Below are 14258 nucleotides of genomic sequence, written 5' to 3'. Positions count from 1 at the left end.
TGGCCAGGCGGCGTGGTTGAGCAGTCGCACTGCGACGCACGAGACATTTTCGAATTCCTGACCTGGAGCAGTTTGGTCCGACGCGACGCTTGTGTATGCTCCCTGCACATTTGCGGTCAGCCATAACAAGAACTCCATAAGAATCCAGCCATATGACCCAGGATTTCACGGCGATCGGCACATCGCCGCAGACATCACGGAGCGTTCGCAGGCAATTCGCCACGCAGCTTTCGATCGAGCGCACCCGTCTGCTGTACCAGGGCTCTCTGCTGCCCACCCTGTTCATGTTGCTCAACGGCCTGCTCTGCGCATGGCTGCTGTGGAGCCCTGCGCGCTATCTGCTGGTTGGCGTATGGATGGCCTGGTTGCTGGCGCTTGTGGCCCTGCGAGTGATCCAGGTGGCGGCATTCGAGGCGGCCACGCCAGTCCGACAGGCCAGGCCGGCATGGCGACGAATGTTCCTGCTGGGCTCGGCGTTCAGTGGCTTCACGCTGGCCTGCGCGGCGATCGCGCTGGCGCCGGTTGACGACTTCGTGCAGCAGGCATGGGTTTTCGGCCTGCTCGGCGCGGCGGCGCTGTCGGCCAGCGTCGCCTATGCGGTCAGCCTGACGGCGTTTCTCAGCTTCGCCTTGCCCTGCCTGCTGCCGCCGATCGCCTTTCTGTTCTTCTACGATGCCGGGCAGCAGCGCGGGTGGGGCTGGCTGGGCCTGATTCTCCTGGGGGCGTTGATGGTGGTCGCCTGGCAGGTCAACCGCCTGATCGAGCGTGGCCTGTTGCGGCGCTTTCAGAACCAGGCGCTGATCGAGCACCTGCAGAGTGCCCAGCAGCATGCCGAAGACCTCAACCACCAGCTCAGCGCCGAGGTGCGTCAGCGCCGCCGGGCCGAGGATGAACTGCGTCAGGCCCAGGCCGGCCTCGAGCAACGTGTAGCCCAGCGCAGCCACGAACTGGACCTGGCGAACCAGGCCTTGAGCAAGAGCGAGCAACGCCTGGCCTTGGCGCTCGATGCCAGTGAACTGGGGTTATGGGACTGGAACCTGCTCACCGACGAGGTCCACCACACCCAGTTGCACGCGCTGTTCGGCATCGACGCCGAACAGGTTCGCTCCGTGCGGGCCGATCTCAAGCCGCTGCTGCACCCGGATGACCTGTCTCTGGTACGGCGCACGCTGGTCGAGCACCTGAAAGGGCAGACCGAGGACTATCGTGTCGAATACCGCGTACGTCATGCCCAGGGCCACTGGTGCTGGATCGAGGACCGTGGTCGGGCGGTGGAGACCGATGCCGATGGCAAGGTCGTGCGCATGCTCGGTACCCGCCGAGACATCACCGCGCAGAAGGAGCAGGAGGAGCAGCAGCGCCTGGCCGCCACGGTGTTCGAGGCCGCCAGCGAGGGTATCGCCATCCTTGACGCCGACTTCCAGTTGCTGGCGGTCAATCAGGCGTTCTGCGACGTCACGGGGTACGGTCGTGCCGAACTGATCGCTCGCAATGCCCTCGAGCTGCCCTGCAGTCGCGACGCGCGACGTCACAGTCAGTTCATCGAACAGGCGCTGGAGCAGCAGGGTCGCTGGCAGGGTGAGCTGGTGGAGGCGCGCAAGAACGGCGAGCTGTATCCACAATGGCTACAGCTGAACAGCGTGAGCGATGCACGGGGCAGAATCGTCAATATCGTCGGCTTCTTCACCGATCTGTCGGCTCGCCGCGAGTCGGAGGAACGTCTGCGCTATCTGGCTCATTACGACGACCTGACCGGGTTGGCCAACCGCGCGCTGTTCCGCCTGCGCCTGCACGAGGCCACGCAGCGCGTACGCCTGAACGGGCGCAGCCTGGCGTTGCTGCATGTGGACCTGGATCGCTTCAAGCAGCTCAACGAGAGCCTCGGCCACGAACTGGCCGACCAGTTGCTCAAGAAAATGGCCCAGCGCCTGGCCAATGCGGTGCCGGAGGCCGACACCGTGGCGCGGCTGTCGGGTGACGAATTCGCCGTGCTGTTCGACGGCTACAGCAACCTGTCCAGCCTGGTGCGGGTGACCACGCGCCTGCTGGACAAGCTACGGGTGCCGCAGCGGGTCGGCGGGCACGAGGTGGTGATCAGCGCTTCGGTGGGCATCAGCGTGCTGTCTGACGCCACCTTCGATCTCAATGCGCTGGTCAGTCAGGCCGACATGGCCAAGCAGCACGCCAAGCATCTGGGAGGGGACAACTTCCAGTTCTACACCGAAAGCCTGCGCGCCAGCACCCTCGAGCGCCTGCAGCTGGAAAACCAGCTGCGCAAGGCCATCGACGACGGCCAGTTGCTGGTCTATTACCAGCCCAAGTTGTGCCTGCGCACGGGCCGGTTGCAGGCGGCCGAGGCCCTGGTGCGCTGGCAGCATCCGCAGTGGGGCATGGTGCCGCCCAGCGAGTTCATCGGCCTGGCGGAAGAGACCGGGCTGATCGCGCCGATGGGCGAATTCGTCCTGCGCCAGGCTTGCTGGCAGGCATGCGAGTGGTTGAGGCAGGGGGTGCAGATACGCGTGTCGGTCAACCTGTCGGTGTATCAATTGCGCCAGGGCAAGCTGGTCAGCCTGGTTCGCCAGGTGTTGCAGGAGTCGGGGCTGGCGCCTCAGCTGCTGGAGCTGGAACTGACCGAGAGCCGGTTGCTGGACAGCGTCGAGCACATCATCGCCACGTTCCAGCAGTTACACGAACTGGGGGTAAAACTGGCCATCGACGATTTTGGCACCGGGTACTCGTCGCTGAGCTATCTGAAGCGTTTCCCGGTCGATTACGTGAAGATCGACCAGGCGTTCATCCGCGGCCTGCTCGAGGGCAGCCAGGACGCCGCGATAACCCGGGCGATCATCGCCATGGCCAAGAGCCTGCAGTTGAAAGTGGTGGCCGAGGGGGTGGAAACCCTGGAGCAGCTGGCATTCCTGCGTGAGCATGGCTGCGATGAAGTCCAGGGTTACCTGATCAGCCGACCGGTAGACGCGGTCGCGTTCCGGGCCTTGCTGGAGCGGCCCATGATGCACCTTATGCAGTGATCATGGGGCGTCTTGCGGCGATCAGTGGGTTTCGATGATATCGGTGATGCTGGCGATCAGCTGGTCGTCGTGGAAGATATCCACTTTCGGAATGTGGCTGTGGTCGCCTGGCATTTCGAAGCTCACCGACTTGCGGTCCAGGGCTTGCAGGAAGATGCCGGCCAGCGCCTTCGATTCCAGGTCCAGCGCCAGGGCGTGGGACTTGTCCTGGATGGCGCGTGGTTTCAGGGTCACTTCGAAGCCTGGGTGAGGGGTGACCACGGTGCCGTAGACACGGAAGCCTGGGTCGCCCGGCATCTTGTCGTTCTGGGCAATCCAACCTTTGGTTTCGATGATCATGTTTTGAATCCTTGTGTTCAGAGCGGCGCGGAATGCGTCGCTGTGGATCCAATTTTCGTTCGCTATGCCATGCCTGAATCAGCAGGAAAATGTTCAGCTGTGCCAGTGTCTTCCCTGGCGCGCCAACAGACTGCTGGCCTGCTCCGGGCCGTTGCTGCCGGCCGGATAGGGGCGCGGGGCCTGGAAGTGTTCTTCCCAGCCCTGCAGGATCGGGTCGATCCAGGCCCAGGCCGCCTCGACCTCGTCACGGCGCATGAACAGCGTCGAGTCGCCCTCGAGCACATCCAGTAGCAGCCGTTCGTAGGCATCCCAGCGGCGTGTCTGGGCGAAAGCCTGGGCCAGGTTCAGGTCCAGCTCGACCGGTGCCAGGCGCATGCCCTTGCCCGGGCTTTTGGTCATCATGCGCAGGCTGATGTGCTCGTCCGGCTGCAGCTGAATGAGCAGTTGGTTGACCTGGCCGCCGCTGAACAGCTCATGGGGCACCGGCTTGAACTGGATGACGATCTGCGACGAGCGCCGCGCCATGCGCTTGCCGGTGCGCAGGTAGAAGGGCACCCCGGCCCAGCGCCAGTTGTCGATGTGCGCCTGCACCGCGACGAAGGTCTCGGTGTCGCTGTCGTTGTCCACGTCCTTCTCGAAGTAGTAGGCCGGCACTTCCTGGCCGCCGATCCTGCCGGCGCCGTATTGGCCGCGCACGGTCTTGTCCTGCACGTCCTGGCCGGTGATGGGCTTGAGCGCGCGGAGGATCTTCACCTTCTCGTCGCGCACCGCCTCGGCCTCGAACTGTGCCGGGGGCTCCATGGCCACCAGGCACAGCAACTGCAGCAGGTGGTTCTGCAACATGTCGCGGGTGGCGCCGGCTCGATCGTAGTAGGCGCCGCGATTCTCCACGCCGAGGGTTTCGCAGACGCTGATCTGCACATGGTCGACCTGGCCGTTGCGCCATGCCGGCTCCAGCAGGGCGTTGGCGAAGCGCAGGGCCATGAGGTTCTGCACGGTTTCCTTGCCCAGGTAGTGGTCGATGCGAAAGACCTGGGACTCGTCGAACACCGCGCCGATCGCTTCGTTGATCGCGTGGGCCGATTCCAGCGAGTGGCCGATGGGCTTTTCCAGCACGATGCGTGCCTCGCTGTCTGCCAGGCCGGCGATGCGCAGGTGGTTGGCGATGGGCACGAACAGCTTGGGCGCGGTGGCCAGATAGTAGATGCGCGTCAGCCCGCCGGGCTCGCCCAGGTAGCGGGCCAGGCGGCCGAAGTCGGCGCTTTGCGCGGCGTCCATGGGGAAGTAGTCCAAGCGCGCGGAAAAACGCTGCCACACGTCCTCTTCGAAGTCCTGACGGGCGATCTGCGCCCGGCAGTGGCGCTCGGCGAGCTTGAGGTAGTCGATGCGCGGCAGGTTGCGCCGGGCCAGGGCGATGATGCGCACGGCGTTGTGCAGGCGGTCCTCGCGATACAGGTGGTAGAGCGCCGGGAGCAGTTTGTGCAGGGCCAGGTCGCCCGTGCCGCCGAAGACCAGGATGTCGCAAGGAATCGTCAAGCCACCACTCTCCACGTTCGTTTAGCTGGGCGGGTTGGCAAGCATGTAGTATAACTACAAGAAAGCTACATCCCGGCACGCCGATCATAACCGAGTCCAGCCCGTGAATCTGTTGCAACATATCGACCAATCGCGCCACCTGCTGCGCAAATCGGAACTCAAAGTGGCCGACCATGTGCTGCTCGATCCGGCTGCCGTCATGCACAGCTCGATGGCCGACCTGGCGCACAGCGTGGGGATCAGCGAGCCGACCATCGTGCGTTTCTGCCGGGCGATCGGTTGCTCGGGGTTCCAGGATCTCAAGCTCAAGCTGGCGCAGAGCCTGGCCGCTGGGGCCAGCTTCGGCCAGTTCGCCATCCATGAAGACGACTCGGTCGCCGACTACAGCCTGAAGATCTTCGACACCACCCTGCATACGTTGATGGAAGTGCGCGAGCACCTCGATCCCCAGGCCTTGCAGCAGGCGGTGACGGCCATGGCCCAGGCGCAGCGTGTGGAGTTCTATGGCTTTGGCGCATCCGGCGCGGTCGCGGCCGATGCCCAGCACAAGTTCTTCCGCCTGCTGCTCAGCGCCGCCGCCTACTCCGACCCGCACATGCAGGCCATGTCGGCAGTTACCCTGAAGCCGGGCGATGTGGCGGTGTGCATCTCGCAGTCGGGGCGCTCCAAGGACCTGCTGATCACCGCCAACCTGGTGCGCGAGAGCGGGGCCAACCTGATCACCCTGTGCCCGAGCCAGACGCCGCTGGCGGAACTGTCGACGGTCAACCTGGCCATCGATGTGCATGAAGACACCGAGATCTACACCCCGCTGACCTCGCGTATCGCTCACCTGGTAGTGATCGACGTGCTGGCCATGGGCGTGGCCATGGCCCGCGGACCGAGCCTGGTCAACCACCTCAAGAGCGTGAAGCGCAGCTTGCGCAGCCTGCGTTTGTCGCCCAAGTCGATCAAGGCCACCGACGACTGATCGCCTGTACCGGCCTCTTCGCGGGTAAACCCGCTCCCACAGGTCCCCCACTGACCTTGATAACAGTGGAATACCTGTGGGAGCGGGTTTACCCGCGAATGGGCCGACAGAATTCATCGATCTGTCACCCTTTGGCAGCGAAACGGCAAAACAAGCTTGCCAGTCTGAAACTCCCCGCATCCTATCTGGGAGACAGGCAATGGCACATGATCACGCAGGTGTGTACCAACCCAACGCCAAGGCTCGCAAGCAGCAGGAAAAGGACCAGCGCCGCATGGAGTTCCGCCGCGCGATCGAAAGCTACTGCGACCAGCGCCAGCTGCTGCGCGAGCTGGCCGATTACCCCGAGCTGCAGGACATCACGGTGTGGCAGGTATCGGCGGCAACTTCCCCGAGAAACGCTGCACAAGCCCGCTGATCTGCGCACGTTCGCCACGGATGAACGCCTGGAACGCCAAGGCGACCGGCGACTGGCGCTTGTTCTTGGACTGCACCAGGCACCAGCTGCGGTATAACGGCAATTCCTCCACCGGCAGTTCCCTGAGCACGCCGGTGGCCAGCTCCAGGTTGACCGCGTGGCGGGTCAGCAGGGCGATGCCCAGGCCGGCCACCACGCACTCGCGCTGGGCATCGGTGGAGGCCACCTCGAGGGTCTGGGTGAAATGCACGCGCTTGTCCTTGAAGAACTCCTCGCAGGCCTTGCGCGTGCCCGACCCTTGCTCGCGGACCAGCAGGGCATGAGGCTCGAGGTCCTGCAGGCGCAGCTGTTCGAGCTTGCACAACGGATGATCCGGCGGCGCCACGGCAACGATCGGGTTGTTGAGGAACGGCAGGAACTCCAGGCCCATGTCCTGGGGCACCATGGACATGATGGTCAGGTCGTCGCGGTTGTCCGACAGGCGCCGGATCGCCTGGGCTCGGTTGACCACCGTCAGGGTGAGGTTGACCTCCGGGTGGCGCTGCTTGAAGGCGGCGAACAGGTGTGGCACGAAGTACTTGGCACTGGACTCGATCGCCAGTTTCAACTGCCCCTGCAATGAGCCCTGCAGGTCCGACAGCTGCATGTCGAGGTTCTCCAGGCGCCCGAAGATATCGCGGCTGGCGCGTTGCAGCGCTTCTGCCGCCTCGGTCAGGTAGAGCTTCTTGCCGACGTACTCGAACAGCGGCTGGCCGACCAGCTCCTCGAGCTGGCGGATCTGTAGACTAACGGCGGGTTGCGTCAGCGCCATCTCCTCGGCCGCCCGGCTGTAGGAGCGCAGGTCACACACTTCGTTGAACACTTGCAGTTGGCGCAAAGTCATACGCATCAAGGACTTACGCATTTTCTTCAGGGCTCCGGCAAAACCTTGTTACCTAACTATAAGCTTTTGCTAATACTACCCCTAACAAATATTGATTTTTGTTTATCCACCTTCGGCGCTAGGGTGAATATGCGACTGGCCAGCGACGTCTGGTCACGCGCCGACCGGTAGAACCGGATCGTCTGTTCCTACGGCTTTGGGAAGACTCCAGTGATAACAAAAATCCTGATCGCCAACCGGGGTGAAATCGCAGTTCGGATCGTGCGCGCCTGCGCCGAAATGGGCATTCGCTCCGTCGCGATCTATGCCGACGCCGACCGTCACGCCCTGCACGTCAAGCGCGCCGACGAGGCTTACAGCATCGGTGCCGAGCCCCTGGCCGGCTACCTGAACCCGCGCAAGCTGGTAAACCTTGCTGTCGAGACCGGCTGCGATGCCCTGCATCCAGGCTATGGTTTCCTGTCGGAAAACGCCGAACTGGCAGAGATCTGCGCCGAACGCGGGATCAAGTTCATCGGCCCGGCCGCCGACGTCATTCGGCGCATGGGCGACAAGACCGAGGCACGCCGTACCATGATCGCGGCTGGTGTCCCGGTCACGCCCGGCACCGAAGGCAACGTCGCCGATATCCATGAGGCCCTGCGCGAAGGCGACCGCATCGGTTACCCGGTGATGCTCAAGGCCACCTCCGGTGGCGGTGGGCGTGGCATCCGCCGCTGCAACAGCCGCGAAGAGCTGGAGCAGAACTTCCCCCGTGTCATCTCCGAGGCCACCAAGGCTTTCGGCTCGGCGGAAGTGTTCCTGGAAAAGTGCATCGTCAACCCCAAGCACATCGAGGCGCAGATCCTCGGTGACAGCTTCGGCAACGTGGTGCACCTGTTCGAGCGCGACTGCTCGATCCAGCGCCGCAACCAGAAGCTGATCGAGATTGCCCCGAGCCCGCAGCTGACCCCTGAGCAGCGCGCCTATATCGGCGACCTGGCGGTGCGCGCGGCCAAGGCGGTGAACTACGAGAACGCCGGTACCGTGGAGTTCCTGCTCGCCGATGGCGAGGTGTACTTCATGGAAATGAACACCCGGGTGCAGGTGGAGCACACCATCACCGAGGAAATCACCGGCATCGACATCGTCCGCGAGCAGATTCGCATTGCTTCCGGCCTGCCGCTGTCGATCAAGCAGGAAGACATCCAGCACCGTGGCTTCGCGTTGCAGTTCCGCATCAACGCCGAAGATCCGAAGAACAACTTCCTGCCCAGCTTCGGCAAGATCACCCGCTACTACGCCCCCGGCGGCCCCGGCGTGCGTACCGACACGGCGATCTACACCGGCTACACCATCCCGCCGTTCTACGACTCCATGTGCCTGAAACTGGTGGTCTGGGCGCTGACCTGGGAAGAAGCCATGGATCGCGGCCTGCGGGCCCTGGACGACATGCGCGTGCAAGGGGTGAAGACCACCGCCGCGTACTACCAGGAAATCCTGCGCAACCCGGAATTCCGCAGCGGCCAGTTCAACACCAGCTTCGTCGAAAGCCACCCTGAACTGACCAACTACTCGATCAAGCGCAAACCCGAAGAGCTGGCCCTGGCCATCGCCGCCGCCATCGCCGCGCACGCAGGCCTTTGAATGCAGCTGCAAGCTGTCAGCGGCAAGCTGCAAGTCAAAGCACATCAGCTTTTTCTTGCGGCTTGTAGCTTGAAGCTTGCCGCTACAAGGAGAAAATAATGTCCAAGAAAATCTTTGTCACCGACACGATCCTGCGCGACGCCCACCAGTCCCTGCTGGCCACCCGCATGCGCACCGAAGACATGCTGCCGATCTGCGACAAGCTCGACAAGGTCGGCTACTGGTCGCTGGAAGTCTGGGGTGGCGCCACTTTCGACGCCTGCGTGCGCTTCCTCAAGGAAGACCCGTGGGAGCGCCTGCGCAAGCTGCGCGCCGCATTGCCCAACACCCGCCTGCAGATGCTCCTGCGCGGGCAGAACCTGCTGGGCTACCGCCACTACAGCGACGACGTGGTCAAGGCCTTCGTCGCCAAGGCGGCGGTCAACGGCATTGATGTGTTCCGCATCTTCGACGCCATGAACGACGTGCGTAACCTGCGCGTGGCCATCGAGGCGGTGAAGGCCGCCGGCAAGCACGCCCAGGGCACCATCGCCTACACCACCAGCCCGGTGCACACCATCGACGCCTTCGTGCAGCAGGCCAAGCAGATGGAAGCCATGGGCTGCGACTCGGTGGCGATCAAGGACATGGCCGGCCTGCTGACTCCGTTCGCCACCGGCGAGCTGGTCAAGGCGCTGAAGGCCGAGCAGTCGCTGCCGGTGTTCATCCACTCCCACGACACCGCCGGCCTGGCTGCCATGTGCCAGCTCAAGGCGGTGGAGAACGGCGCCGACCATATCGACACCGCGATCTCCAGCTTCGCCTGGGGCACCAGCCACCCGGGCACCGAGTCGATGGTCGCCGCGCTCAAGGGCAGCGAGTTCGACACCGGGTTGGACCTGGAGCTGCTGCAGGAGATCGGCCTGTACTTCTACGCCGTGCGCAAGAAGTACCACCAGTTCGAGAGCGAGTTCACCGCCGTGGACACCCGCGTGCAGGTCAACCAGGTGCCGGGCGGGATGATTTCCAACCTGGCCAACCAGCTCAAGGAGCAGGGCGCGCTCAGCCGCATGAACGAAGTGCTGGCAGAGATCCCGCGTGTTCGCGAAGACCTCGGCTTCCCGCCGCTGGTGACCCCAACCTCGCAGATCGTCGGCACCCAGGCGTTCTTCAACGTGCTGGCCGGTGAGCGCTACAAGACCATCACCAACGAGGTGAAGCTGTACCTGCAGGGCGGTTACGGCAAGGCCCCGGGCGTGGTCAACGAGCAGCTGCGCCGCCAGGCGATCGGCAGCGAGGAAGTGATCGACGTGCGCCCGGCCGACCTGCTCAAGCCGGAGATGGCCAAGCTGCGCGCCGATATCGGCGGCCTCGCGCATTCCGAGGAAGACGTGCTGACCTTCGCCATGTTCCCCGACATTGGCCGCAAGTTCCTCGAGGAGCGCGAGGCCGGTACCCTCAAGCCCGAAGCCCTGCTGCCGATTCCGGAAGCCGGTGCGGTGGGCTCGGTGGGCGGTGAGGGGGTGCCGACCGAGTTCGTCATCGATGTGCATGGCGAGACCTATCGCGTCGACATCACCGGCGTGGGCGTCAAGGCCGAGGGCAAGCGCCACTTCTACCTGTCCATCGATGGCATGCCGGAGGAAGTGGTGTTCGAGCCGCTCAACGACTTCGTCGGCGGTGGCGGCAGCAAGCGCAAGCAGGCCAGCGAGCCGGGGCATGTCAGCACCAGCATGCCGGGCAATATCGTCGATGTGCTGGTCAAGGAAGGCGATGTGGTCAAGGCCGGCCAGGCGGTGCTGATCACCGAAGCGATGAAGATGGAGACCGAAGTCCAGGCGGCCATCGCCGGCAAGGTCGTGGCCATCCACGTGGCCAAGGGCGACCGGGTGACGCCTGGCGAAATCCTGATCGAGATCGAAGGCTGACAGAAGCCTTCATCTACAAGCAGTTAACCTCTGGGGAGCGGATGCTCCCCTTTTTTTGTCTGGTTTCAGGACCCTATCGCGGGTCATTGTGGGAGCGGGCTTGCCCCGCGATGAGGTCAGCCCTGGCGACAGGCCTCCAGCGTCCTCACCTGACCTTCAGGTTGCTGGTTATCCACGCTCAACCAGCGCTCGAACCCTGTTGCCACCGCCGGCCACTCGGCATCGGTGATCGAGTACCACGCCGTATCCCGATTGCGATCCTTGACCACCATATGGTTGCGGAACACGCCCTCGAAGACGAAGCCGAACCGCTCGGCCGCGCGTTTGGAGCGGGCATTGGCGTCATTGCATTTCCACTCAAGGCGGCGATTGCCCAACTCGAAGCCCAGCTTGCCCAGCAGGTAGACCGCCTCGGTGCCTTTCGGCGTGCGCTGCATGGCGGCACCGAAGGCGATATGCCCGATTTCGAAGCGGCCCTGTTCGGGAACGATCGACATGTAGCTGAGGATGCCCTGGACCTGGCCGCTGGCGCGGTGGATCACGCTGTAGAACAGCGGGTCGCGGCTCGCGGCGTTGCCTTCCAGCCAGCGCTCGAAGCTGGCGCGTTCGCTGAACGGGCCATAAGGGAGGTAGTCCCACAGCAACGGATCCGAGCCCGGACCCTGCAGCACGTCCCAGAGATCGTCGCCATGGCGCGTCGGGTCAAGCTTTTCCAGGCGCACGAAGCGGCCCTCCAGGGGTTTTGCGTTCGGCGTGGCGGCGGGTTTCCAGTTCAATGCGTCAGTCATGGGCGGCCTACAGTGCTTTGCGAAATTGGATGAAACCCGGACGCTCGGCGACCTGCTCGTACAGGCCGATGGCGGTAGCGTTGGTCTCGTGGGTCAGCCAGTGGACCTTGATGCAGCCGGCGGCTTTGGCCGTGGCGTAGACGTGCTCGATCAGTTGGCGGCCGATGCCCAGGCCGCGTGTCTCGCTGTCGACATACAGGTCTTGCAGGTAGCAGGAGTTCTCGATGCTCCAGTTGGAACGATGGTAGATGTAGTTGACCATCCCCACCGCCTTGCCATCGACCCAGGCCAGCGCCGAATGCGTGGGCTCGTTCGGGTCGAGCAGACGCTGCCAGGTGTTGAGGCTGACATGTTCGGGCAGTTCGGTCTGGTAGAAGCGCAGGTAGGCCTGCCACAAGGGTAGCCAGGCGGCGTGGTCGCTGGCGCCAACCGGGCGCAGGGTGACGTGGGTCATGGGGCTTTTCCTTCAGAGCTGGCGCATGTGCGCCGCGAGTTGGTTGTCCTGAGGGTCGGCACTGGCGGCCAGGCCGTCGCGCACACCGGCCATGTCCTCGGCCGAGCGATTCTGGCTGAGCTTGCGCGCGCCTTGCAGGCGCGTGATGGGCAGGCGGATGCCGACGATGGCGCGGAGCATGCCGTCCAGGTAGTCGCCAGGGGCGTCCGTCACTTTCCAGGGTTCGGCACGGCCTTGCTCATGGCGGTCGGTCAGGCGGCTGACGATGTCCAGCAAGGGCCCCGGTTCATGGATCACCTCGACCGCGCCGTAGGCATGCACGGCGGTGTAGTTCCAGGTGGGCACCACCTTGGGGTTGTCGGTCTTGCTGGGGTAGTACGAGGGGCTGACATAGGCGTCGGCGCCGGGGAACACCAGCAGCGCCTCGGCGCCTTGCTCCAGGTCCTGCCATTGACGATTGGCCCGGGCCAGGTGCCCATACAGGGTGCCGAACTCACCTTCGTCGGTCGCCACCAGCACCGGCAGATGGGTTGCCAGCAAACCTTGTTCGCCATGGCTGACGAGCATGGCCAGGCGGGTGTGCAGCATGTGTCGATGCAGGCTGCCGAGGTCATGGTCCTGATGGGGTTTGCTGTTGTACATGCCAGAGTTCCTTGTGCGATGACTCCATCGTAGGCAGGCTATTGGTTCTGCATAAGGTCCATTCAGCGCAGTTTTCATAGGTCCAATACCATGAGCGAGCGTAGCCACGCGTTGCCTTTCGACCCGGCCGGTATCGTCCTTGACCGCCGACGGGGGCTCAGCCAGCAGCTATATCAGGCGTTGAGGGCGCGGGTGCTCGATGGAAGGCTGGGCAGCGGTACCCGTCTGCCGGCAACCAGGGACCTGGCTGCGATGCTGTCGCTGTCGCGCAATAGTGTAGTGCGCGCCTATGACCAGCTGTATGCCGAAGGCTTTATCGAGAGTCGGGTCGGAGATGGCACTTATGTGAGTCGGCTGGCGAAACTATCCACACAACTATCCACAGGGTTATCCCGTAGGTCATCAACAGGGTTATCCACATTTCAGGCTGTTGATACTGAGGATTTATCCAGTTCAAGCCCTTCCAGCGAGCTGTTGGATCGTCTGAAAAATCACCATTTGCCAATGCCCCGGAGCGGACCGCCAAGGGCATTTCGTGTCGGCGTGCCGGCGTTCGATCTCTTTCCGTTCGAGGTCTGGGCCAAGCTGCAAGCGGGTTTCTGGCGAAATCCCGACCCGACGCGGCTCGGCTATGGTGACCCGGCGGGGGAGCCGCAACTGCGCGAGTTGATCGCCACTTACCTGCGCCGTTCACGGGGCCTCTCCTGCACCGCTGAGCAAATTGTGATCACCAGTGGCGCGCAGGAGGCAATCAGCCTTTGTGCACAGTTGCTGTTGCAGCCGGGCGATGGTGTGGCTGTGGAAAACCCGGGGTATCGTGCGGCCGGGCATGCCTTCGCGGTGGCCGGCGCCAGGTTGTGCGGTGTGCCGGTGGACCAGGAGGGCATGGATTGCGCGAGGCTCGCCGGGATACCCGGCTGCCGGATGGCCTACGTGACACCGGCCCACCAGTACCCCACCGGCGTCACCATGAGCCTGGACCGGCGCCTGTCGTTGCTGGCCTGGGCCGAGTGTCACGATGGATGGATCGTCGAGGACGACTATGACGGCGAGTACCGCTACAGCGGCGCGCCCCTGGCGCCGCTGGCCGCGTTGGACCGGCACGAGCGAGTGCTGTACGTCGGCACCTTCGGCAAGATCGCCTTCCCGGCGTTGCGACTGGGCTATCTGGTTTTGCCCCGGCGCCTGGTGCAGCCGTTCAGCCAGGGCAGGGCGCTGGCGGTGCGACATTCCGAGGTGGGCACCCAGTGCGTCATGGCGCAGTTCATGGCCCTGGGGCATTTCCAGCGCCATATCCGCCGTATGCGCCGGGTGGCGCTGGCGCGGCGCAATGTGCTCAAGGCCGGCTGGCCGCAGGACGTACCGGGGCTGGGGGTCATGCCGGAGGTGGCGGCGGGGCTGCACGTGAAGGTGGATGTGGATAACTTTGCGCGGGAGCAGGAACTGGTGGCCAGGGCTGAAGCGGTGGGGGTGGAAGTCAATCCGCTGAGCAGCTACTGGCTGGAGGACAGCGAGGAGCCTGTGGATAAAAGGGCAGGGCTGGTGCTGGGATTTGCAGCGGTGCCGGAAGCTCAGATCGCGGATGCGTTGATGCGCCTGCGCAAGGCTTGGCGGCCTGTTCGCGGGTGAACCCGCTCCCGCAGGGTTTGCGCCGCCGCTGAGAGCA

The 14258-nt window shown here is 64.0% G+C and carries 12 protein-coding genes; 6 read left to right on the top strand and 6 right to left on the bottom strand.

Annotated elements, in window-relative coordinates:
• Positions 1–152 precede the first annotated feature (152 nt).
• Positions 153–3029 carry an EAL domain-containing protein gene (locus tag N5D48_RS12270; RefSeq protein WP_279884459.1) on the top strand — a complete coding sequence of 959 codons (2877 nt, stop codon included), beginning with the start codon at positions 153–155 and terminating at the stop codon, positions 3027–3029.
• A 21-nt stretch (positions 3030–3050) separates the two neighbouring features.
• On the opposite strand, the gene N5D48_RS12265 is transcribed toward N5D48_RS12270, so the two are convergent.
• Both N5D48_RS12265 and zwf read right to left on the bottom strand, forming a co-directional pair.
• Positions 3051–3368 carry a hypothetical protein gene (locus N5D48_RS12265; RefSeq protein WP_279884457.1) on the bottom strand — a complete coding sequence of 106 codons (318 nt, stop codon included), beginning with the start codon at positions 3366–3368 and terminating at the stop codon, positions 3051–3053.
• Between the two features lie 93 nt (positions 3369–3461).
• Complete coding sequence (gene zwf, locus N5D48_RS12260) at positions 3462–4904, bottom strand: glucose-6-phosphate dehydrogenase (RefSeq protein ID WP_279884455.1); 1443 nt, start codon at positions 4902–4904, stop codon at positions 3462–3464.
• A gap of 103 nt (positions 4905–5007) precedes the next feature.
• Here zwf and hexR point away from each other — a divergent pair, with 103 nt between their 5' ends.
• Both hexR and N5D48_RS12250 read left to right on the top strand, forming a co-directional pair.
• Entirely contained in the window at positions 5008–5874 is an 867-nt protein-coding gene (gene hexR, locus N5D48_RS12255) for a transcriptional regulator HexR (RefSeq protein ID WP_023630201.1), read from the top strand.
• A 199-nt stretch (positions 5875–6073) separates the two neighbouring features.
• Positions 6074–6292: a hypothetical protein gene (locus N5D48_RS12250; RefSeq protein ID WP_050707572.1), complete on the top strand. Its 219-nt coding sequence runs from the start codon at positions 6074–6076 to the stop codon at positions 6290–6292.
• Here the strand turns inward: N5D48_RS12250 and N5D48_RS12245 are convergent.
• On the bottom strand, positions 6234–7181 hold the full coding sequence (locus N5D48_RS12245) for a LysR family transcriptional regulator (RefSeq protein WP_279884496.1): 948 nt from the start codon (positions 7179–7181) through the stop codon (positions 6234–6236). The genes N5D48_RS12250 and N5D48_RS12245 overlap by 59 nt on opposite strands.
• A gap of 204 nt (positions 7182–7385) precedes the next feature.
• Here N5D48_RS12245 and N5D48_RS12240 point away from each other — a divergent pair, with 204 nt between their 5' ends.
• Positions 7386–8801, top strand: coding sequence for an acetyl-CoA carboxylase biotin carboxylase subunit (locus N5D48_RS12240; protein ID WP_279884450.1), 1416 nt, complete (start codon positions 7386–7388; stop codon positions 8799–8801).
• A gap of 98 nt (positions 8802–8899) precedes the next feature.
• Complete coding sequence (gene oadA, locus N5D48_RS12235; RefSeq protein ID WP_279884448.1) at positions 8900–10708, top strand: sodium-extruding oxaloacetate decarboxylase subunit alpha; 1809 nt, start codon at positions 8900–8902, stop codon at positions 10706–10708.
• Between the two features lie 116 nt (positions 10709–10824).
• Here the strand turns inward: oadA and N5D48_RS12230 are convergent, their stop codons facing one another.
• Genes N5D48_RS12230 through N5D48_RS12220 form a run of 3 tightly spaced genes read right to left on the bottom strand, consistent with a single transcriptional unit; the run spans position 10825 to position 12592 of the window.
• Positions 10825–11496, bottom strand: coding sequence for a GNAT family protein (locus tag N5D48_RS12230; protein WP_279884446.1), 672 nt, complete (start codon positions 11494–11496; stop codon positions 10825–10827).
• 7 nt (positions 11497–11503) lie between these two features.
• Positions 11504–11950 (bottom strand): GNAT family N-acetyltransferase, encoded by a 447-nt coding sequence (locus N5D48_RS12225; protein ID WP_279884444.1) that lies wholly within the window; start codon positions 11948–11950, stop codon positions 11504–11506.
• Between the two features lie 12 nt (positions 11951–11962).
• Complete coding sequence (locus tag N5D48_RS12220) at positions 11963–12592, bottom strand: FMN-binding negative transcriptional regulator (RefSeq protein ID WP_279884442.1); 630 nt, start codon at positions 12590–12592, stop codon at positions 11963–11965.
• 90 nt (positions 12593–12682) lie between these two features.
• Between N5D48_RS12220 and N5D48_RS12215 the strand changes: the two genes are divergently transcribed.
• Positions 12683–14221 (top strand): PLP-dependent aminotransferase family protein, encoded by a 1539-nt coding sequence (locus N5D48_RS12215; protein ID WP_279884441.1) that lies wholly within the window; start codon positions 12683–12685, stop codon positions 14219–14221.
• The last annotated feature ends 37 nt before the right edge of the window (positions 14222–14258 follow it).

It is taken from the genome of Pseudomonas sp. GD03858, assembly GCF_029840925.1.
GTDB lineage: Bacteria > Pseudomonadota > Gammaproteobacteria > Pseudomonadales > Pseudomonadaceae > Aquipseudomonas.
This window is presented reverse-complemented; position numbering and strand designations above follow the sequence as displayed.

What these genes read in the sequence shown, in the direction of transcription:
- N5D48_RS12215 (WP_279884441.1), top strand. Translation starts at nt 12,683, where the DNA reads ATGAGCGAGCGTAGCCACGCGTTGCCTTTCGACCCGGCCGGTATCGTC.
- oadA (WP_279884448.1), top strand. Translation starts at nt 8,900, where the DNA reads ATGTCCAAGAAAATCTTTGTCACCGACACGATCCTGCGCGACGCCCAC.
- N5D48_RS12250 (WP_050707572.1), top strand. Translation starts at nt 6,074, where the DNA reads ATGGCACATGATCACGCAGGTGTGTACCAACCCAACGCCAAGGCTCGC.
- N5D48_RS12220 (WP_279884442.1), bottom strand. Translation starts at nt 12,592, where the DNA reads ATGTACAACAGCAAACCCCATCAGGACCATGACCTCGGCAGCCTGCAT.
- N5D48_RS12230 (WP_279884446.1), bottom strand. Translation starts at nt 11,496, where the DNA reads ATGACTGACGCATTGAACTGGAAACCCGCCGCCACGCCGAACGCAAAA.
- N5D48_RS12270 (WP_279884459.1), top strand. Translation starts at nt 153, where the DNA reads ATGACCCAGGATTTCACGGCGATCGGCACATCGCCGCAGACATCACGG.
- N5D48_RS12225 (WP_279884444.1), bottom strand. Translation starts at nt 11,950, where the DNA reads ATGACCCACGTCACCCTGCGCCCGGTTGGCGCCAGCGACCACGCCGCC.
- N5D48_RS12245 (WP_279884496.1), bottom strand. Translation starts at nt 7,181, where the DNA reads ATGCGTATGACTTTGCGCCAACTGCAAGTGTTCAACGAAGTGTGTGAC.
- N5D48_RS12265 (WP_279884457.1), bottom strand. Translation starts at nt 3,368, where the DNA reads ATGATCATCGAAACCAAAGGTTGGATTGCCCAGAACGACAAGATGCCG.